The following is a 16,492-nucleotide window of genomic DNA, read 5'->3' as shown; positions in this document are numbered from 1 at the left end:
CTTCGAAGAGGGAATGCGACACGCCCGACCGCGTGGGTCGGAGGCGGATGCAGGACCTGCCGGGTCCCAGAGCGTTACGAGAGACAGGACTACTGAGTAGCCATGGCGGGACAGAAGATCCGCATCCGGCTCAAGGCCTACGACCACGAGGTCATCGACTCTTCGGCAAAGAAGATCGTCGAGACGGTGACGCGCACTGGTGCGTCGGTCGCAGGCCCGGTGCCGCTGCCCACTGAGAAGAACGTGTACTGCGTCATCAAGTCGCCGCACAAGTACAAGGACTCGCGCGAGCACTTCGAGATGCGCACGCACAAGCGCCTCATCGACATTCTCGACCCCACGCCGAAGACGGTCGACTCGCTCATGCGTCTCGACCTGCCGGCGGGCGTCGACATCGAGATCAAGCTCTGAGGTGACGCGCGAGATGACTAAGAACATCAAGGGCGTCCTGGGCGAGAAGCTCGGCATGACCCAGGTCTGGGACGAGAACAACCGGGTCGTCCCGGTGACCGTCGTCAAGGCCGGGCCGTGCGTCGTGACGCAGGTCCGTACGAACGACACCGACGGCTACGAGTCGGTCCAGATCGCCTTCGGCGAGATCGACCCTCGCAAGGTGAACAAGCCCCTCAAGGGTCACTTCGCCAAGGCCGACGTGACTCCGCGCCGCCACCTGGTGGAGCTCCGCACCCCTGACGCCAGCGAGTACACGCTGGGCCAGGAGATCACCGCCCAGGTGTTCGAGTCCGGCATCAAGGTCGATGTCACGGGCAAGAGCAAGGGCAAGGGCTTCGCCGGTGTCATGAAGCGCCACAACTTCAAGGGTGGCAAGGCTTCCCACGGTGCCCACCGTGTGCACCGCAAGCCGGGCTCCATCGGTGGCTGTGCCACCCCGGGCCGTGTCTTCAAGGGCATGCGCATGGCGGGCCGCATGGGCAACGAGCGGGTCACCACCCAGAACCTGACCGTCCACGCCGTTGACGCGGAGAAGGGTCTGCTGCTCATCAAGGGCGCGGTCCCCGGTCCGAACGGCGGCCTCGTCCTGGTCCGTACCGCGGCCAAGGGGGCTTGAGGAACCGATGAGCACCATTGACATCCTTTCGCCGGCAGGCGACAAGGCCGGGACCGTCGAACTCCCCTCGGAGATCTTCGACGCCAAGGTCAGCATCCCGCTGATCCACCAGGTCGTTGTCGCACAGCTGGCCGCGGCCCGTCAGGGCACGCACAAGACCAAGCGTCGCGGCGAAGTCCGCGGTGGCGGTAAGAAGCCTTACCGCCAGAAGGGCACCGGCCGCGCGCGCCAGGGTTCGACCCGTGCGCCGCAGTTCGCCGGCGGTGGCGTCGTCCACGGCCCGCAGCCGCGTGACTACTCGCAGCGCACCCCCAAGAAGATGAAGGCCGCCGCCCTGCGCGGAGCCCTCACCGACCGGGCGCAGAACGCTCGCATCCACGTCGTCTCCGGCGTGGTCGAGGGCGCTGCCTCCACCAAGGCCGCGAAGTCCCTGCTGGGCAAGGTCAGCGAGCGCAAGCACGTGCTCCTGGTCGCCGAGCGTTCGGACGAGGCCGCGTGGCTCTCCGCCCGCAACCTGCCCCAGGTGCACCTCCTGGAGCCGGGCCAGCTGAACACGTACGACGTGCTCGTATCCGATGACGTGGTCTTCACCAAGGCCGCCTTCGAGTCCTTCGTGTCTGGCCCCAAGGCCACCACTGAGACCGAAGGGAGCGCCGTCTGATGGCTGAGACGACCGTTACCAGCAAGACCTTCACGGACCCGCGCGACGTCCTCGTCAAGCCGGTTGTTTCCGAGAAGAGCTACGCGCTGCTCGACGAGAACAAGTACACGTTCATCGTCGCGCCGGGCTCCAACAAGACCCAGATCAAGCAGGCCGTGGAAGCGGTCTTCTCGGTCAAGGTCACCGGAGTCAACACGATCAACCGCCAGGGCAAGCGCAAGCGCACCCGCACCGGGTTCGGAAAGCGCGCTGACACCAAGCGCGCCATCGTGACCCTTGCCGAGGGCGACCGTATCGACATCTTCGGCGGTCCGACCGCCTGACGGCGGTCTGGATCGTCCGGAATCGGACGAGGACTGAGAAATGGGTATCCGCAAGTACAAGCCGACGACCCCGGGCCGTCGTGGCTCCAGCGTCGCCGACTTTGTCGAGATCACGCGGTCCACGCCGGAGAAGTCGCTGGTTCGCCCTCTGCACAGCAAGGGCGGCCGTAACAACACCGGCCGGATCACCGTTCGCCACCAGGGCGGCGGACACAAGCGTGCCTTCCGTGTGATCGACTTCCGTCGTCACGACAAGGACGGCGTGCCGGCCAAGGTCGCGCACATCGAGTACGACCCGAACCGCACCGCGCGCATCGCGCTGCTCCACTACGCGGACGGCGAGAAGCGCTACATCCTCGCCCCGGCCAAGCTGGGCCAGGGCGACCGGGTGGAGAACGGTCCGGGCGCAGACATCAAGCCGGGCAACAACCTGCCGCTGCGCAACATCCCGGTCGGTACGACCATCCACGCCATCGAGATGCGTCCCGGTGGCGGAGCGAAGATCGCCCGCTCCGCGGGTGCTTCGGTCCAGCTGCTCGCGAAGGAAGGCGCCATGGCGCACCTTCGTATGCCGTCGGGCGAGGTCCGCCTGGTCGACATCCGCTGCCGCGCCACCATCGGCGAGGTCGGCAATGCCGAGCAGTCGAACATCAACTGGGGCAAGGCCGGCCGTATGCGCTGGAAGGGCGTCCGCCCGACCGTCCGCGGTGTCGTGATGAACCCGGTCGACCACCCGCACGGTGGTGGTGAGGGCAAGACCTCCGGTGGTCGCCACCCGGTCAGCCCGTGGGGTCAGAAGGAGGGTCGTACTCGCTCGCCGAAGAAGGCTTCGAGCAAGTACATCGTCCGCCGCCGCAAGACGAACAAGAAGCGCTAGGAGCGGGTTTAGATGCCGCGCAGTCTCAAGAAGGGGCCTTTCGTCGACGGACACCTTGTCAAGAAGGTGGACGTACAGAACGAAGCAGGCACCAAGAACGTCATCAAGACCTGGTCCCGGCGCTCGATGATCATCCCGGACATGCTGGGACACACCATCGCGGTGCACAACGGCAAGATCCACGTCCCGGTGTTCGTCACCGAGTCGATGGTCGGCCACAAGCTCGGCGAGTTTGCGCCGACCCGCACCTTCCGCGGCCACGTCAAGGACGACCGCAAGTCGAAGCGCCGCTAAGGCGGGGTGCGAAGACTATGAACGACACCGAAGGGACAACCATGGAAGCCAGGGCCCAGGCGCGGTACATCCGCGTCACGCCCATGAAGGCCCGCCGCGTGGTGGACCTTATCCGTGGCATGGATGCCACGGAGGCTCAGGCGGTCCTGCGTTTCGCCCCGCAGGCCGCGAGCGTGCCGGTTGGCAAGGTGCTTGACAGCGCCATCGCCAACGCCGCACACAATTACGACCACACCGACGCCGGCAGCCTCGTCATCTCCGAGGCGTACGTCGACGAGGGCCCGACCCTGAAGCGGTTCCGTCCGCGCGCCCAGGGCCGTGCCTACCGGATCCGCAAGCGGACCAGCCACATCACCGTGGTCGTCAGCAGCAAGGAAGGAACCCGGTAATGGGCCAGAAGGTTAACCCGCACGGGTTCCGGCTCGGCATTACCACGGACTTCAAGTCCCGTTGGTACGCCGACAAGCTGTACAAGGACTACGTCAAGGAAGACGTCGCCATTCGTCGCATGATGACGAAGGGCATGGAGCGCGCCGGTATCTCGAAGGTGGAGATCGAGCGCACCCGCGACCGCGTCCGCGTCGACATCCACACCGCTCGTCCGGGCATCGTCATCGGCCGCCGCGGCGCCGAGGCCGACCGCATCCGCGGCGAGCTGGAGAAGCTGACCGGCAAGCAGGTCCAGCTCAACATCCTTGAGGTCAAGAACCCCGAGACGGACGCTCAGCTGGTGGCCCAGGCCGTCGCCGAGCAGCTCTCCTCGCGTGTCTCCTTCCGTCGCGCCATGCGCAAGAGCATGCAGTCGACGATGAAGGCCGGCGCCAAGGGCATCAAGATCCAGTGCGGTGGCCGTCTCGGCGGCGCCGAGATGTCCCGTTCGGAGTTCTACCGCGAGGGCCGTGTGCCGCTGCACACGCTCCGCGCGAACGTGGACTACGGCTTCTTCGAGGCCAAGACGACCTTCGGCCGTATCGGCGTGAAGGTCTGGATCTACAAGGGCAATGTCAAGAACATCGCCGAGGTCCGTGCCGAGAACGCCGCGGCCCGTGCGGGTAACCGCCCGGCCCGTGGTGGCGGCAGTGACCGTCCGGCAGCCGGCGGCCGTGGTGGCCGTGGCGGCGAGCGTGGCGGCCGCGGCCGCAAGCCGCAGCAGTCCGCTCCGGCAGCCGAGGCCCCCAAGGCCGAGGCTCCCGCCGCCGCTGCTCCGGCTGAGAGCACTGGAACGGAGGCCTGACCGACATGCTGATCCCTCGTAGGGTCAAGCACCGCAAGCAGCACCACCCCAAGCGCAGTGGTATGGCGAAGGGTGGCACTGAGGTCGCATTCGGTGAGTACGGCATCCAGGCTCTGACGCCGGCGTACGTGACGAACCGCCAGATCGAGGCTGCTCGTATCGCGATGACCCGCCACATCAAGCGTGGCGGCAAGGTCTGGATCAACATCTACCCGGACCGCCCGCTCACCAAGAAGCCCGCCGAGACCCGCATGGGTTCCGGTAAGGGCTCCCCGGAGTGGTGGATCGCGAACGTCAAGCCCGGCCGGGTGATGTTCGAGCTGTCCTACCCGAACGAGAAGGTCGCTAAGGAGGCGCTGACCCGCGCCGCCCACAAGCTTCCGATGAAGTGCCGCATCGTGCGGCGCGAGGCAGGTGAGTCGTGATGGCGGCCGGTACCAAGGCGACCGAGCTGCGCGAGCTGAACGACGAGGACCTCGTCGCCAAGCTGCGTGAGGCCAAGGAAGAGCTGTTCAACCTCCGCTTCCAGGCGGCGACCGGACAGCTCGAGAACCACGGTCGGCTCAAGTCCGTCCGTAAGGACATCGCCCGGATCTACACCCTGATGCGTGAGCGCGAGCTGGGCATCGAGACGGTGGAGAGCGCCTGATGAGCGAGATGAATGTGACTGAGACGACTGAGCAGCGCGGTTTCCGCAAGACCCGTGAGGGTCTGGTCGTCAGCGACAAGATGGACAAGACCGTCGTCGTCGCTGTCGAGGACCGCGTCAAGCACGCCCTGTACGGCAAGGTCATCCGCCGTACGAACAAGCTCAAGGCGCACGACGAGTCCAACGCCGCCGGTGTCGGCGACCGCGTCGTCATCATGGAGACGCGGCCGCTCTCGGCGACGAAGCGCTGGCGCATCGTCGAGATCCTCGAGAAGGCCAAGTAAGAATCCCTGAGCTCATCGCTCAGGTCAGTTCCGCCAGGCTCGGCGGGGGTTCCGTGTGCATGACGTATACGGAATCCCCGCCGGGAACCGGCAGACGATCAGGAGACAGACGTGATCCAGCAGGAGTCGCGACTTCGCGTCGCCGACAACACGGGTGCGAAGGAAATTCTCACCATTCGTGTTCTCGGTGGCTCGGGTCGCCGCTACGCGGGTATCGGTGACGTAATCGTCGCCACCGTCAAGGACGCGATCCCCGGTGGCAACGTGAAGAAGGGTGACGTCGTCAAGGCGGTCATCGTTCGCACCGTCAAGGAGCGTCGTCGTCAGGACGGCTCGTACATCCGCTTCGACGAGAACGCCGCCGTCATTCTCAAGAACGACGGCGACCCCCGCGGCACCCGTATCTTCGGCCCGGTGGGCCGTGAGCTGCGCGAGAAGAAGTTCATGAAGATCATCTCGCTCGCGCCGGAGGTGCTGTAAGCATGAAGATCAAGAAGGGCGACCTGGTTCAGGTCATCACCGGTAAGGACCGCGGCAAGCAGGGCAAGGTCATCGTCGCCTACCCCACGCAGAACCGTGTCCTCGTCGAGGGTGTCAACCGGGTCAAGAAGCACACCAAGGCCGGCCAGACCGCTCGTGGTTCGCAGACCGGTGGCATCGTGACGACCGAAGCCCCTGTCCACGTCAGCAACGTTCAGCTGGTGGTGGAGAAGGACGGCAAGAAGGTCGTCACCCGCGTCGGCTACCGCTTTGACGACGAGGGCAACAAGATCCGCGTTGCCAAGCGGACCGGTGAGGACATCTGATGACTGCCACCACTGCGCCGCGTCTCAAGACGCGCTACCGCGAGGAAATCGCCGGCAAGCTGCGTGAGGAGTTCTCGTACGAGAACGTCATGCAGATCCCCGGTCTCGTCAAGATCGTGGTCAACATGGGTGTGGGCGACGCCGCCCGCGACTCCAAGCTGATCGACGGTGCCATCAAGGACCTCACCACGATCACCGGCCAGAAGCCGGCCGTGACCAAGGCCCGCAAGTCGATCGCGCAGTTCAAGCTGCGCGAGGGGCAGCCGATCGGCTGCCACGTCACCCTCCGCGGTGACCGCATGTGGGAGTTCCTGGACCGTACGCTGTCGCTCGCGCTTCCGCGTATCCGTGACTTCCGTGGTCTGTCGCCGAAGCAGTTCGACGGCCGTGGCAACTACACCTTCGGTCTCACGGAGCAGGTCATGTTCCACGAGATCGACCAGGACAAGATCGACCGGGTCCGGGGCATGGACATCACCGTGGTCACCACGGCGACCAACGACGACGAGGGTCGTGCCCTCCTTCGTCACCTCGGCTTCCCGTTCAAGGAGAACTGACCGTGGCGAAGAAGTCCCTGATCGCTAAGGCCGCCCGCAAGCCGAAGTTCGGCGTCCGCGGATACACCCGCTGCCAGCGCTGCGGCCGGCCCCACTCCGTCTACCGCAAGTTCGGCCTGTGCCGTGTGTGCCTTCGTGAGATGGCCCACCGCGGCGAGCTGCCGGGCGTGACCAAGAGCTCCTGGTAATTCCCCTTTCGGGAATTGTCGGAGGCTCTCGGTAAGCATCTGGTCGGCAGAAGCCCTCCTCCGCATGCCGTAGGCTTGCGGGGTTGGGCCTCTGCCGCCCGACCGCCCGCGGGCCCAGCCCGCTGACAAAACGCTTACTACGCCGTAGGTCCCCGCACCGCACCCGTCCCGCCACTGAGCGGGGAGAGGGATGGCGCATACAGGAAACCCCGGCGAGAGAGGCCGAAGGCCAATTCATGACCATGACTGATCCCATCGCAGACATGCTCACGCGTCTGCGTAACGCAAACTCGGCGTACCACGACTCCGTCGTGATGCCGCACAGCAAGATCAAGTCGCACATCGCGGAGATCCTCCAGCAGGAGGGCTTCATCACCGGCTGGAAGACCGAGGACGCCGAGGTCGGCAAGAACCTCGTTCTCGAGCTGAAGTTCGGCCCGAACCGCGAGCGCTCGATCGCCGGCATCAAGCGGATCTCGAAGCCGGGTCTGCGTGTGTACGCGAAGTCCACCAATCTGCCGAAGGTTCTCGGCGGCCTGGGCGTGGCGATCATCTCCACGTCCCACGGTCTCCTGACCGGCCAGCAGGCCAGCAAGAAGGGCGTAGGTGGGGAAGTCCTCGCCTACGTCTGGTAGTCGGGAACGGAGGAAAAGCTCATGTCGCGAATCGGCAAGCTCCCCATCCAGGTTCCCGCCGGTGTGGACGTCACCATCGATGGCCGCACGGTCGCGGTGAAGGGCCCCAAGGGGTCCCTCTCGCACACCGTCGCGTCGCCGATCGAGGTCACCAAGGGCGAGGACGGCGTGCTCAACGTCGTCCGTCCTAACGACGAGCGTCAGAACAAGGCCCTTCACGGCCTGTCCCGCACGCTGGTGGCGAACATGATCACCGGCGTGACCACGGGATACACCAAGGCGCTCGAAATCAGCGGTGTCGGTTACCGCGTCCAGGCGAAGGGCTCCAACCTGGAGTTCGCCCTGGGCTACAGCCACCCGATCGTCGTTGAGGCCCCCGAGGGCATCACCTTCAAGGTCGAGTCGCCCACGAAGCTCAGCGTCGAGGGCATCGACAAGCAGAAGGTCGGCGAGGTCGCCGCTAACATCCGCAAGCTGCGGAAGCCCGACCCGTACAAGGCCAAGGGCGTCAAGTACGCCGGCGAGGTTATCCGCCGCAAGGTCGGAAAGGCGGGTAAGTAAGCCATGGCATACGGAACAAAGATCGCCAAGGGCGACGCGTACAAGCGCGCTGCCATCAAGCGTCGCCACGTCCGTGTCCGCAAGCACATCTCCGGCACGCCGGAGCGCCCGCGCCTGGTCGTGACGCGTTCCAACCGCAACATCGTTGCGCAGGTCATCGACGACATCGCGGGCCACACGCTCGCCTCGGCGTCGACCCTGGACACCTCGATCCGCGGTGGCGAGGGCGACAAGAGCGCCCAGGCCCAGCAGGTCGGCGCGCTCGTCGCCGAGCGTGCCAAGGCCGCGGGTGTCGAGGCTGTCGTGTTCGACCGTGGTGGCAACAGGTACGCCGGGCGCATTGCCGCTCTGGCTGACGCCGCCCGCGAAGCCGGGCTGAAGTTCTGAGCCCCGGTTCCGGGACTAACGGACGTAACAGAGAGAGGTAAATCCAATGGCTGGACCCCAGCGCCGCGGAAGCGGTGCCGGTGGCGGCGAGCGGCGGGACCGGAAGGGTCGCGACGGTGGCGCTGCCGCCGAGAAGACCGCTTACGTTGAGCGCGTAGTCGCGATCAACCGCGTTGCCAAGGTTGTCAAGGGTGGCCGTCGCTTCAGCTTCACCGCGCTCGTCGTGGTCGGAGACGGTGACGGCACCGTAGGTGTCGGATACGGCAAGGCCAAGGAAGTTCCCGCGGCCATCGCCAAGGGCGTCGAAGAGGCCAAGAAGAGCTTCTTCAAGGTCCCGCGTATCCAGGGCACCATCCCCCACCCGATCACGGGCGAGAAGGCCGCAGGCGTCGTCCTGCTCAAGCCTGCTTCCCCCGGTACCGGTGTGATCGCCGGTGGCCCGGTGCGTGCCGTTCTGGAGTGCGCCGGCGTCCACGACATCCTGTCGAAGTCGCTCGGCTCCGACAACGCGATCAACATCGTGCACGCGACCGTGGAGGCCCTCAAGGGCCTGCAGCGTCCCGAGGAGATCGCGGCCCGCCGCGGTCTGCCCCTTGAGGACGTCGCCCCCGCGGCTCTGCTCCGTGCGCGTGCGGGAGCGGGTGCGTAATGGCTCGCCTCAAGATCACGCAGACGAAGTCGTACATCGGCAGCAAGCAGAACCACCGCGACACCCTGCGTTCGCTCGGGCTCAAGCGCCTGCACGACGTGGTTGTCAAGGAGGACCGCCCCGAGTTCCGCGGAATGGCTCAGACCGTCCGCCACCTCGTGACGGTTGAGGAGGTCGACTGACATGGCGGAGAACAACCCGCTGAAGGTCCACAACCTCCGGCCCGCCCCGGGCGCCAAGACCGCCAAGACCCGTGTGGGCCGTGGTGAGGCGTCCAAGGGTAAGACCGCAGGTCGTGGTACCAAGGGCACCAAGGCCCGTTACCAGGTTCCGGAGCGCTTCGAGGGCGGGCAGATGCCCCTCCACATGCGTCTCCCGAAGCTGAAGGGCTTCAAGAACCCGTTCCGCACCGAGTTCCAGGTGGTCAACCTGGACAAGCTCGGCGCTCTCTACCCCGAGGGTGGAGAGGTCACGGTGGCCGACCTGGTCGCCAAGGGCGCGGTGCGCAAGAACAGCCTCGTCAAGGTCCTGGGCCAGGGCGAGATCTCGGTGGCGCTGACGGTGACGGTTGACGCCGTCTCCGGCTCCGCCAAGGAGAAGATTGCCGCCGCTGGCGGCACCGTCACCGAGCTCGTCTGAGACGACTCGATGACCTGAACACCCAACCGGGGATGCCTTTTTGAAAGGGCATCCCCGGTTGGTCGTTCCTAGCGGGGCAGGGTCGCCGGTATGGTGGCGCTGCACTGTCGGTATTCAGCGTGGGGCGACCGCGCGACTACCGATCGACACATATACCGTCCATCGTCGAATTCTCAAGACCGTCACCTCTACGCAGACGCGCGGGGGTCGCAGGAGGCACCGTGCTCACCGCGTTCGCCCGAGCGTTCAAGACGCCCGACCTGCGCAAGAAGCTGCTGTTCACACTTGCCATCATCGTGGTCTACCGGCTCGGAACACACATCCCGATCCCCGGTGTCAGCTACTCGAACGTCCAGCAGTGTCTGGACCAGACGAAGACCAACCAGGGTCTCTTCGGTCTGGTCAACATGTTCAGTGGTGGCGCACTGTTGCAGATCACCATCTTCGCGCTCGGCATCATGCCGTACATCACGGCGAGCATCATCCTGCAGCTGCTGACCGTGGTGATCCCGCGGCTGGAAGCCCTGAAGAAGGAAGGGCAGTCCGGTCAGGCGAAGGTCACGCAGTACACGCGTTATCTGACCGTGGCGCTCGCGATCCTCCAGGGCACCGGTCTGGTGGCGACCGCCCGGTCCGGCGCGCTCTTCGGCAGCTGCCCCGTGGCCAACCAGATCGTCCCCGACCAGTCGATCTTCACCACCGTGACCATGGTCATCTGCATGACCGCGGGCACCTGCATGGTCATGTGGCTGGGCGAGCTCGTCACCGACCGCGGCATCGGCAACGGCATGTCGATCCTGATGTTCGTCTCCATCGCGGCCGGCTTCCCCGGCGCGCTGTGGGCCGTCAAGCAGCAGGGCAAGCTGGCCGGCGGCTGGATCGAGTTCGGGGCCGTGATCCTGGTGGGTCTGGCGATGGTCGGGCTGGTCGTCTTCGTGGAGCAGGCCCAGCGCCGTATCCCCGTTCAGTACGCGAAGCGCATGATCGGCCGGAAGTCCTACGGCGGCACGTCGACGTACATCCCGCTCAAGGTGAACCAGGCCGGTGTGATCCCGGTCATCTTCGCCTCGTCGCTGCTCTACATCCCGGGCCTCATCGTGCAGTTCAGCGGTTCGACCGCCGGCTGGGCGACCTGGATCAAGGACAACCTGGTCAAGGGTGACCACCCGGCCTACATCGTCACGTACTTCCTGTTGATCGTCTTCTTCGCCTTCTTCTATGTGGCGATCTCGTTCAACCCCGAGGAAGTCGCGGACAACATGAAGAAGTATGGTGGCTTCATCCCGGGCATCCGGGCTGGCCGACCGACCGCTGAGTACCTGAGCTACGTGCTCAACCGGATCACCTGGCCGGGGTCGCTGTATCTGGGTGTGATCGCTCTTGTCCCAACGATGGCGTTGGTGGGCTTCGGCGCGAACCAGAACTTCCCGTTCGGCGGGACGAGCATCCTCATCATCGTGGGTGTGGGTCTGGAGACCGTGAAGCAGATCGAGAGCCAGCTCCAGCAGCGTAATTACGAAGGGTTCCTCCGCTGATGCGTATCGTCCTCGTCGGACCGCCCGGGGCGGGCAAGGGCACGCAGGCCGCGTACCTTGCCAAGGACCTGGTCATCCCGCACATCTCCACGGGTGACCTCTTCCGTGCCAACATCAGTCAGGGCACGGAGCTGGGCAAGCAGGCCAAGGCGCTGATGGACGCCGGCGAGCTGGTCCCCGACGAGGTCACCATCGGGATGGCCCAGGAGCGGATGTCCCAGGCCGACGCGGAGGACGGTTTCCTCCTCGACGGTTTCCCGCGCAATGTCGTCCAGGCCCAGGCGCTCGACGCGTGGCTCAGCGCCGAGGGACAGAGGCTGGACGCGGTGCTGGACCTGGAGGTCCCCGAGGACGAGGTCGTGAAGCGGATCGCGGGACGGCGCATCTGCCGCAACGATTCGAGTCATGTGTTCCACGTCGAGTACAGCCGCCCGAAGAAGGACGGCGTCTGCGACATCTGCGGCGGCGAGCTCTACCAGCGCGGTGACGACACCGAGGCGACGGTGCGCACCCGGCTGGAGGTCTACCACACGCAGACCGAGCCGATCATCGACCACTACAAGGCCCAGGGCCTGGTGTCGACGATCTCCGCGCTCGGCAAGGTCACCGAGGTGACCGAGCGGGCCCTGGCGGCCTTGCGGGCCGACAAGGCCGACAAGGTCTGAAACAGGCAGCAGCAGTAGGTGTACGTACGGCCGCGGTGTCCCCAGGGCGCCGCGGCCGTACTGTTGAGCAGTTGGATCCGGTCAGAGGCGGAAGGCAATTTCGATGGTGGAGATCAAGACTCCCGAGCAGATCGCGAAGATGCGTGAGGCGGGGCTGGTCGTCGCCGCGATCCACGCCGCGACCCGTGAGGCGGCCGTGCCCGGCGCCACCACGCACGATCTGGACCAGGTGGCCCGCAAGGTGCTCGCCGACCACGACGCGAAGCCGAACTTCCTCGGCTACGGCGGGTTCCCCGCCACGATCTGCACCTCCGTGAACGAGGTCGTGGTGCACGGCATCCCGGACGAGAAGACCGTCCTCAAGGACGGCGACATCATCTCGATCGACTGCGGCGCGATCATCGACGGCTGGCACGGCGACGCCGCCTACACCGCGTTCGTCGGCACCGGACACGCCCCCGAGCTGGTCGAGCTCTCCCGGGTGACCGAGGAGTCGATGTGGGCCGGGATCGCGGCGATGAAGAAGGGCGGTAGGCTCGCCGAGGTATCGAAGGCGATCGAGGGCTACATCCGCCGCCAGCCCCGCCCGGCCTCCGGCAAGTACGGGATCATCGAGGACTACGGCGGCCACGGCATCGGCTCCGAGATGCACATGGACCCGCATCTGCTGAACTACGTCGACAAGCGCCGCCTCATCGGCCGGCACAACCCGAAGCTGGTCCCGGGCTTCTGCCTGGCGATCGAGCCGATGGTCTCGCTGGGCACACCCCGCACCCAGGTGCTGGAGGACGACTGGACGGTCATCACGACCGACGGAACCTGGTCCTCGCACTGGGAGCATTCGATCGCGCTGACCGACGAGGGCCTGCTCGTACTGACCGCGCCGGACGGCGGCAAGGCCAAACTGGCGGAGCTGGGTGTGACGACGGCCCCCGACCCGCTCGGCTGACCCGGTCGGCTTAAGGATCTTGACAGTGGGGCATCCTTCCCGGATTCGTCTTTATGGATGCCCTGACGTAGACTGACTCGTCGGCTCGCGTATACCCGTATGTCTTCATGCATGTCATGTCGGCCTGCGTGCTTTACGGAGCCGATCAAGGTAGCCGATTCGAAGGGCGAAGCGTGGCCAAGAAGCAAGGTGCCATCGAAATCGAGGGCACCGTGATCGAGTCCCTCCCGAACGCAATGTTCAAGGTGGAACTTCAGAACGGTCACAAGGTCCTAGCGCACATCAGCGGCAAGATGCGGATGCACTACATCCGTATCCTCCCGGATGACCGGGTCGTCGTGGAGCTGTCTCCGTACGACCTGACGCGTGGTCGGATCGTCTACCGCTACAAGTAGATCTTGCCCGCACCCCGCCTCGCGGCGCGGTGGTGGCACCGACCCGGAGAACCTGACATCCCATGAAGGTCAAGCCGAGCGTCAAGAAGATCTGCGACAAGTGCAAGGTGATCCGCCGTCACGGTCGGGTCATGGTCATCTGCGACAACCTGCGCCACAAGCAGCGCCAGGGCTGACGCACGACCTGCACCTCGCAGTTCTTCGCGCGACGCACGTAAATACGTACATACGCAGGGCCCGCCCAGCCGACACGGCGGGCGACACCTCCGGCGGGGGCCGGGGACCCGGAACAGCGGCTACGCATCGGTAGCCGCTTTCGTCCGGGAGAGGCTCTGCGGAAGACCCCCGATATCAACAGGAGCCATTGAATGGCACGCGTTTCAGGTGTTGACATCCCGCGCGAAAAGCGCGTGGAGGTTGCCCTCACCTACGTCTTCGGCATCGGGCGCACCCGGTCCAAGGAAGCCCTGGCCGCCACCGGTGTTGACCCCAACACCCGCGTTCGTGATCTGGCCGAGGAAGACCTGGTCAAGATCCGCGAGTACGTGGACGCCAACCTCCGCACCGAGGGTGACCTCCGCCGCGAGATCCAGGCCGACATCCGCCGCAAGGTCGAGATCGGCTGCTACCAGGGTCTGCGCCACCGTCGTGGGCTTCCGGTCCACGGCCAGCGCACCAGCACGAACGCTCGTACCCGCAAGGGCCCGCGTCGCGCGATCGCCGGTAAGAAGAAGCCGGGCAAGAAGTAGTCCTCAGCAGGGACGCTGTTCAGCGGTCTTCGCTGTAGGACCGATCACCTCCACTCCACCGGGAGTAAGACATGCCTCCTAAGGGCCGTCAGGGTGCTACCAAGAAGGTGCGCCGCAAGGAAAAGAAGAACGTCGCTCACGGGCATGCCCACATCAAGAGCACGTTCAACAACACGATCGTCTCGATCACGGACCCCTCGGGCAACGTGATCTCCTGGGCCTCCGCCGGCCACGTCGGCTTCAAGGGCTCGCGCAAGTCCACCCCCTTCGCCGCGCAGATGGCCGCCGAGTCGGCCGCCCGCCGCGCGCAGGAGCACGGCATGCGCAAGGTCGACGTCTTCGTCAAGGGTCCCGGCTCCGGCCGTGAGACCGCGATCCGCTCGCTCCAGGCCACCGGCCTCGAGGTCGGTTCGATCCAGGACGTCACCCCCACCCCGCACAACGGCTGCCGCCCCCCGAAGCGGCGTCGCGTCTGACGCTCCGGCGTCGGACTGTTCTCCAGGGTTACGCGGGCGGTACGGCCTCTTTCCGGCGTACCGCCCGTACTCTTGTAGAACTCGTACTCTTGTAGTACGTGCATCACAGCAGTACGCGCACCACAGCAACACCTTGGGGGCGTCAAATAGTGGGCGCCCACGACTGAAGGATCACCGCATGCTTATCGCTCAGCGTCCGTCGCTGACCGAAGAGGTCGTCGACGAGTACCGCTCGCGGTTCGTGATCGAGCCGCTGGAGCCGGGCTTCGGCTACACCCTCGGCAACTCGCTCCGCCGCACGCTTCTCTCCTCCATTCCCGGCGCCGCTGTCACCAGCATCCGCGTCGACGGTGTCCTGCACGAGTTCACCACCGTGCCGGGCGTCAAGGAGGACGTGACCGACCTCATCCTCAACATCAAGCAGCTGGTCGTCTCGTCGGAGCACGACGAGCCGGTCGTGATGTACCTGCGCAAGCAGGGTCCCGGCCTGGTCACCGCCGCCGACATCGCGCCGCCGGCCGGTGTCGAGGTGCACAACCCCGACCTGGTCCTCGCCACGCTGAACGGCAAGGGCAAGCTGGAGATGGAGCTGACCGTCGAGCGCGGTCGCGGCTATGTCTCCGCCGTGCAGAACAAGCAGCTGGGCCAGGAGATCGGCCGTATCCCGGTCGACTCCATCTACTCCCCGGTGCTGAAGGTCACGTACAAGGTCGAGGCGACCCGTGTCGAGCAGCGCACCGACTTCGACAAGCTGATCGTCGACGTCGAGACCAAGCAGGCCATGCGCCCCCGTGACGCCATGGCATCGGCTGGCAAGACCCTGGTCGAGCTGTTCGGTCTGGCCCGCGAGCTCAACATCGACGCCGAGGGCATCGACATGGGCCCGTCGCCGACGGACGCCGCGCTCGCCGCCGACCTGGCCCTGCCGATCGAGGAGCTGGAGCTCACCGTCCGGTCGTACAACTGCCTCAAGCGCGAGGGCATCCACTCCGTGGGTGAGCTCGTGGCGCGTTCCGAGGCCGACCTGCTCGACATCCGCAACTTCGGTGCGAAGTCGATCGACGAGGTCAAGGCGAAGCTGGCCGGTATGGGCCTCGCGCTCAAGGACAGCCCGCCCGGATTCGACCCGACCGCCGCCGCCGACGCCTTCGGCGCGGACGACGACGCGGACGCCGGTTTCGTGGAGACCGAGCAGTACTGACACACCTCCGGCCGGGACCCCGGGACTTCCGGGGCCCCGGCCGTGCACTTCCGGCGGGCAGCAGCCCGCCGGTAACTGACACCGGTACCTGATACGGCCGGTGCAGATCACAAGGAGAAACACCATGCCGAAGCCTGCCAAGGGTGCCCGTCTGGGCGGCGGCGCCGCGCACGAGCGTCTGCTTCTCGCGAACCTCGCGAAGTCGCTGTTCGAGCACGGCCGCATCACCACGACCGAGGCCAAGGCTCGCCGCCTGCGTCCGGTCGCGGAGCGTTTCATCACCAAGGCGAAGAAGGGCGACATCCACAACCGTCGCCTCGTGCTGAAGTCGATCACGGACAAGGGCGTCGTCCACACGCTCTTCACCGAGATCGCCCCCCGGTACGAGAACCGCCCCGGTGGCTACACCCGCATCACCAAGATCGGCAACCGTCGTGGCGACAACGCCCCGATGGCGGTCATCGAGCTGGTCGAGGCGCTGACCGTGGCCCAGGAGGCCACCGGTGAGGCCGAGGCCGCGACCAAGCGTGCCGCCAAGGACGCTGCCCCGAAGACCGAGGCCCCGGCCGAGGTCGTCGAGGACGCCAAGCCGGTCGAGGCGGAGTCGAAGGACGCCTGAGCCCACTGAGGCCAGTATTCTGAAGACAGCTGAACGGGCTCGTATCTCCCTCCGGGGCGGTGCGGGCCCGTTCTTCTTGTGGGGGGTGGG

Annotated in this window: 30 protein-coding genes; all 30 read left to right on the top strand. The window is 65.9% G+C overall.

Annotated features, from left to right (window positions below; genetic code table 11):
• The first annotated feature begins 102 nt into the window (after positions 1-102).
• The 30 genes from rpsJ (at position 103) to rplQ (ending at position 16,402) form a co-directional block, all read left to right on the top strand.
• On the top strand, positions 103-411 hold the full coding sequence (rpsJ, locus tag ACWGKJ_RS01905; RefSeq protein ID WP_003948644.1) for a 30S ribosomal protein S10: 309 nt from the start codon (positions 103-105) through the stop codon (positions 409-411).
• Between the two features lie 13 nt (positions 412-424).
• Positions 425-1,069, top strand: coding sequence for a 50S ribosomal protein L3 (gene rplC / locus ACWGKJ_RS01900; protein ID WP_385022225.1), 645 nt, complete (start codon positions 425-427; stop codon positions 1,067-1,069).
• Positions 1,070-1,076: 7 nt separating this feature from the next.
• Positions 1,077-1,730: a 50S ribosomal protein L4 gene (gene rplD, locus ACWGKJ_RS01895; RefSeq protein ID WP_385022228.1), complete on the top strand. Its 654-nt coding sequence runs from the start codon at positions 1,077-1,079 to the stop codon at positions 1,728-1,730.
• Positions 1,730-2,053 carry a 50S ribosomal protein L23 gene (gene rplW / locus ACWGKJ_RS01890; protein ID WP_385022231.1) on the top strand — a complete coding sequence of 108 codons (324 nt, stop codon included), beginning with the start codon at positions 1,730-1,732 and terminating at the stop codon, positions 2,051-2,053. The genes rplD and rplW overlap by 1 nt, the downstream gene beginning before the upstream one ends.
• A gap of 40 nt (positions 2,054-2,093) precedes the next feature.
• Positions 2,094-2,930 (top strand): 50S ribosomal protein L2, encoded by an 837-nt coding sequence (gene rplB, locus ACWGKJ_RS01885; RefSeq protein ID WP_385022234.1) that lies wholly within the window; start codon positions 2,094-2,096, stop codon positions 2,928-2,930.
• Positions 2,931-2,942: 12 nt separating this feature from the next.
• On the top strand, positions 2,943-3,224 hold the full coding sequence (gene rpsS / locus ACWGKJ_RS01880) for a 30S ribosomal protein S19 (protein ID WP_164264446.1): 282 nt from the start codon (positions 2,943-2,945) through the stop codon (positions 3,222-3,224).
• Between the two features lie 41 nt (positions 3,225-3,265).
• Positions 3,266-3,613: a 50S ribosomal protein L22 gene (rplV, locus tag ACWGKJ_RS01875; protein WP_006604878.1), complete on the top strand. Its 348-nt coding sequence runs from the start codon at positions 3,266-3,268 to the stop codon at positions 3,611-3,613.
• Positions 3,613-4,458 (top strand): 30S ribosomal protein S3, encoded by an 846-nt coding sequence (rpsC, locus tag ACWGKJ_RS01870; RefSeq protein WP_385022238.1) that lies wholly within the window; start codon positions 3,613-3,615, stop codon positions 4,456-4,458. The genes rplV and rpsC overlap by 1 nt, the downstream gene beginning before the upstream one ends.
• Before the next feature lie 5 nt (positions 4,459-4,463).
• A complete protein-coding gene (rplP, locus tag ACWGKJ_RS01865) occupies positions 4,464-4,883 on the top strand; it encodes a 50S ribosomal protein L16 (RefSeq protein ID WP_164264448.1) in 420 nt (139 codons plus the stop codon).
• Positions 4,883-5,107, top strand: a complete 225-nt coding sequence (rpmC, locus tag ACWGKJ_RS01860; protein WP_028812369.1) for a 50S ribosomal protein L29 — start codon at positions 4,883-4,885, stop codon at positions 5,105-5,107. Before rplP ends, rpmC begins: the two co-directional genes overlap by 1 nt.
• Positions 5,107-5,391, top strand: a complete 285-nt coding sequence (rpsQ, locus tag ACWGKJ_RS01855) for a 30S ribosomal protein S17 (RefSeq protein WP_385022243.1) — start codon at positions 5,107-5,109, stop codon at positions 5,389-5,391. The genes rpmC and rpsQ overlap by 1 nt, the downstream gene beginning before the upstream one ends.
• A gap of 111 nt (positions 5,392-5,502) precedes the next feature.
• A complete protein-coding gene (gene rplN, locus ACWGKJ_RS01850; RefSeq protein ID WP_003966950.1) occupies positions 5,503-5,871 on the top strand; it encodes a 50S ribosomal protein L14 in 369 nt (122 codons plus the stop codon).
• A 2-nt stretch (positions 5,872-5,873) separates the two neighbouring features.
• Complete coding sequence (gene rplX / locus ACWGKJ_RS01845) at positions 5,874-6,197, top strand: 50S ribosomal protein L24 (protein WP_164264450.1); 324 nt, start codon at positions 5,874-5,876, stop codon at positions 6,195-6,197.
• The gene (gene rplE / locus ACWGKJ_RS01840) at positions 6,197-6,754 is read left to right on the top strand and encodes a 50S ribosomal protein L5 (RefSeq protein ID WP_164264451.1); all 558 of its coding nucleotides are present in this window, start codon (positions 6,197-6,199) and stop codon (positions 6,752-6,754) included. The genes rplX and rplE overlap by 1 nt, the downstream gene beginning before the upstream one ends.
• 2 nt (positions 6,755-6,756) lie before the next feature.
• Positions 6,757-6,942 carry a type Z 30S ribosomal protein S14 gene (locus ACWGKJ_RS01835; protein WP_024491590.1) on the top strand — a complete coding sequence of 62 codons (186 nt, stop codon included), beginning with the start codon at positions 6,757-6,759 and terminating at the stop codon, positions 6,940-6,942.
• 236 nt (positions 6,943-7,178) lie between these two features.
• Positions 7,179-7,577, top strand: a complete 399-nt coding sequence (gene rpsH, locus ACWGKJ_RS01830; RefSeq protein WP_164264452.1) for a 30S ribosomal protein S8 — start codon at positions 7,179-7,181, stop codon at positions 7,575-7,577.
• A gap of 21 nt (positions 7,578-7,598) precedes the next feature.
• Entirely contained in the window at positions 7,599-8,138 is a 540-nt protein-coding gene (gene rplF / locus ACWGKJ_RS01825) for a 50S ribosomal protein L6 (protein WP_164264453.1), read from the top strand.
• A 3-nt stretch (positions 8,139-8,141) separates the two neighbouring features.
• On the top strand, positions 8,142-8,525 hold the full coding sequence (gene rplR / locus ACWGKJ_RS01820) for a 50S ribosomal protein L18 (protein ID WP_385022250.1): 384 nt from the start codon (positions 8,142-8,144) through the stop codon (positions 8,523-8,525).
• 46 nt (positions 8,526-8,571) lie between these two features.
• On the top strand, positions 8,572-9,174 hold the full coding sequence (rpsE, locus tag ACWGKJ_RS01815; RefSeq protein ID WP_385022253.1) for a 30S ribosomal protein S5: 603 nt from the start codon (positions 8,572-8,574) through the stop codon (positions 9,172-9,174).
• The gene (gene rpmD, locus ACWGKJ_RS01810) at positions 9,174-9,356 is read left to right on the top strand and encodes a 50S ribosomal protein L30 (RefSeq protein ID WP_383032037.1); all 183 of its coding nucleotides are present in this window, start codon (positions 9,174-9,176) and stop codon (positions 9,354-9,356) included. The genes rpsE and rpmD overlap by 1 nt, the downstream gene beginning before the upstream one ends.
• Position 9,357: 1 nt before the next feature.
• Entirely contained in the window at positions 9,358-9,813 is a 456-nt protein-coding gene (rplO, locus tag ACWGKJ_RS01805; protein WP_385022257.1) for a 50S ribosomal protein L15, read from the top strand.
• 221 nt (positions 9,814-10,034) lie between these two features.
• Complete coding sequence (secY, locus tag ACWGKJ_RS01800) at positions 10,035-11,348, top strand: preprotein translocase subunit SecY (protein WP_385022260.1); 1,314 nt, start codon at positions 10,035-10,037, stop codon at positions 11,346-11,348.
• A complete protein-coding gene (locus tag ACWGKJ_RS01795; protein ID WP_385022263.1) occupies positions 11,348-12,013 on the top strand; it encodes an adenylate kinase in 666 nt (221 codons plus the stop codon). Before secY ends, ACWGKJ_RS01795 begins: the two co-directional genes overlap by 1 nt.
• 103 nt (positions 12,014-12,116) lie before the next feature.
• Entirely contained in the window at positions 12,117-12,962 is an 846-nt protein-coding gene (gene map / locus ACWGKJ_RS01790) for a type I methionyl aminopeptidase (RefSeq protein WP_385022266.1), read from the top strand.
• 173 nt (positions 12,963-13,135) lie between these two features.
• Positions 13,136-13,357 (top strand): translation initiation factor IF-1, encoded by a 222-nt coding sequence (gene infA, locus ACWGKJ_RS01785; RefSeq protein ID WP_003956442.1) that lies wholly within the window; start codon positions 13,136-13,138, stop codon positions 13,355-13,357.
• Positions 13,358-13,419: 62 nt separating this feature from the next.
• On the top strand, positions 13,420-13,533 hold the full coding sequence (gene rpmJ, locus ACWGKJ_RS01780; protein ID WP_003956441.1) for a 50S ribosomal protein L36: 114 nt from the start codon (positions 13,420-13,422) through the stop codon (positions 13,531-13,533).
• Between the two features lie 192 nt (positions 13,534-13,725).
• Positions 13,726-14,106 (top strand): 30S ribosomal protein S13, encoded by a 381-nt coding sequence (gene rpsM / locus ACWGKJ_RS01775; protein ID WP_164264459.1) that lies wholly within the window; start codon positions 13,726-13,728, stop codon positions 14,104-14,106.
• Positions 14,107-14,177: 71 nt separating this feature from the next.
• A complete protein-coding gene (rpsK, locus tag ACWGKJ_RS01770) occupies positions 14,178-14,582 on the top strand; it encodes a 30S ribosomal protein S11 (protein ID WP_125496499.1) in 405 nt (134 codons plus the stop codon).
• Between the two features lie 178 nt (positions 14,583-14,760).
• Complete coding sequence (locus tag ACWGKJ_RS01765) at positions 14,761-15,783, top strand: DNA-directed RNA polymerase subunit alpha (protein ID WP_164264460.1); 1,023 nt, start codon at positions 14,761-14,763, stop codon at positions 15,781-15,783.
• Between the two features lie 124 nt (positions 15,784-15,907).
• A complete protein-coding gene (gene rplQ, locus ACWGKJ_RS01760) occupies positions 15,908-16,402 on the top strand; it encodes a 50S ribosomal protein L17 (protein WP_164264461.1) in 495 nt (164 codons plus the stop codon).
• The last annotated feature ends 90 nt before the right edge of the window (positions 16,403-16,492 follow it).

The organism is Streptomyces sp. NPDC054757, from assembly GCF_053612185.1.
Note: the sequence above shows the minus strand (reverse complement) of the source record. Positions and strands in the feature narration are given on the sequence as shown.

Coding starts and splice junctions, on each gene's coding strand:
- rpsH (WP_164264452.1), top strand. CDS start 7,179: ATGACCATGACTGATCCCATCGCAGACATGCTCACGCGTCTGCGTAAC.
- rplX (WP_164264450.1), top strand. CDS start 5,874: ATGAAGATCAAGAAGGGCGACCTGGTTCAGGTCATCACCGGTAAGGAC.
- rplD (WP_385022228.1), top strand. CDS start 1,077: ATGAGCACCATTGACATCCTTTCGCCGGCAGGCGACAAGGCCGGGACC.
- rplR (WP_385022250.1), top strand. CDS start 8,142: ATGGCATACGGAACAAAGATCGCCAAGGGCGACGCGTACAAGCGCGCT.
- rplQ (WP_164264461.1), top strand. CDS start 15,908: ATGCCGAAGCCTGCCAAGGGTGCCCGTCTGGGCGGCGGCGCCGCGCAC.
- rpmJ (WP_003956441.1), top strand. CDS start 13,420: ATGAAGGTCAAGCCGAGCGTCAAGAAGATCTGCGACAAGTGCAAGGTG.
- rplW (WP_385022231.1), top strand. CDS start 1,730: ATGGCTGAGACGACCGTTACCAGCAAGACCTTCACGGACCCGCGCGAC.
- rpsQ (WP_385022243.1), top strand. CDS start 5,107: ATGAGCGAGATGAATGTGACTGAGACGACTGAGCAGCGCGGTTTCCGC.
- ACWGKJ_RS01765 (WP_164264460.1), top strand. CDS start 14,761: ATGCTTATCGCTCAGCGTCCGTCGCTGACCGAAGAGGTCGTCGACGAG.
- rpsE (WP_385022253.1), top strand. CDS start 8,572: ATGGCTGGACCCCAGCGCCGCGGAAGCGGTGCCGGTGGCGGCGAGCGG.
- rplO (WP_385022257.1), top strand. CDS start 9,358: ATGGCGGAGAACAACCCGCTGAAGGTCCACAACCTCCGGCCCGCCCCG.
- rplF (WP_164264453.1), top strand. CDS start 7,599: ATGTCGCGAATCGGCAAGCTCCCCATCCAGGTTCCCGCCGGTGTGGAC.
- rpmC (WP_028812369.1), top strand. CDS start 4,883: ATGGCGGCCGGTACCAAGGCGACCGAGCTGCGCGAGCTGAACGACGAG.
- rplP (WP_164264448.1), top strand. CDS start 4,464: ATGCTGATCCCTCGTAGGGTCAAGCACCGCAAGCAGCACCACCCCAAG.
- rpmD (WP_383032037.1), top strand. CDS start 9,174: ATGGCTCGCCTCAAGATCACGCAGACGAAGTCGTACATCGGCAGCAAG.
- rpsM (WP_164264459.1), top strand. CDS start 13,726: ATGGCACGCGTTTCAGGTGTTGACATCCCGCGCGAAAAGCGCGTGGAG.
- ACWGKJ_RS01795 (WP_385022263.1), top strand. CDS start 11,348: ATGCGTATCGTCCTCGTCGGACCGCCCGGGGCGGGCAAGGGCACGCAG.
- rplB (WP_385022234.1), top strand. CDS start 2,094: ATGGGTATCCGCAAGTACAAGCCGACGACCCCGGGCCGTCGTGGCTCC.
- map (WP_385022266.1), top strand. CDS start 12,117: ATGGTGGAGATCAAGACTCCCGAGCAGATCGCGAAGATGCGTGAGGCG.
- rplV (WP_006604878.1), top strand. CDS start 3,266: ATGGAAGCCAGGGCCCAGGCGCGGTACATCCGCGTCACGCCCATGAAG.
- rplE (WP_164264451.1), top strand. CDS start 6,197: ATGACTGCCACCACTGCGCCGCGTCTCAAGACGCGCTACCGCGAGGAA.
- rpsJ (WP_003948644.1), top strand. CDS start 103: ATGGCGGGACAGAAGATCCGCATCCGGCTCAAGGCCTACGACCACGAG.
- rplC (WP_385022225.1), top strand. CDS start 425: ATGACTAAGAACATCAAGGGCGTCCTGGGCGAGAAGCTCGGCATGACC.
- rpsC (WP_385022238.1), top strand. CDS start 3,613: ATGGGCCAGAAGGTTAACCCGCACGGGTTCCGGCTCGGCATTACCACG.
- rpsK (WP_125496499.1), top strand. CDS start 14,178: ATGCCTCCTAAGGGCCGTCAGGGTGCTACCAAGAAGGTGCGCCGCAAG.
- rpsS (WP_164264446.1), top strand. CDS start 2,943: ATGCCGCGCAGTCTCAAGAAGGGGCCTTTCGTCGACGGACACCTTGTC.